This window comes from Ursidibacter arcticus, assembly GCF_009761375.1.
GTDB classification, from domain to species: domain Bacteria; phylum Pseudomonadota; class Gammaproteobacteria; order Enterobacterales; family Pasteurellaceae; genus Ursidibacter; species Ursidibacter arcticus.
This window is the reverse complement of record NZ_LEKM01000101.1, coordinates 1-300: the sequence shown is the minus strand read 5'-3', so window position 1 is coordinate 300 and position 300 is coordinate 1. Positions and strand designations below refer to the sequence as shown.

The window sequence follows — 300 nt, the reverse complement described above, 5'->3', positions numbered from 1 at the left end:
ACATCACCACAGGTGCAGGCAGTGACATCACCGCTAAAGAAAATGTGAAACTATATGCTACGAACGACATCACCAATGCAGGTAATGTAACCTCTAACGAGGGTAAGGTTGATGTGTATTCAGATCAAGGCAAATTCACCAATACCCAAACAGGTAACCTAAACGGTGATAAAGGCGTTGAAATCAATGCTCATCAAGACATTGTAAACGCAGGTAACGTAACTTCTGACAATGGTCCTATCACTGTTAATAGCACCAATGGCAACTTCACCAATGAACCAACAGGTAACCTAAAAGCCA

General features: G+C 42.0%; 1 protein-coding gene. It reads left to right on the top strand.

Translation table 11 applies throughout. From position 1 onward, the window contains the following. A partial coding sequence (locus tag A1D25_RS02025) for a hypothetical protein (protein ID WP_157394043.1) occupies nt 1-300 on the top strand: 300 nt, incomplete at both ends.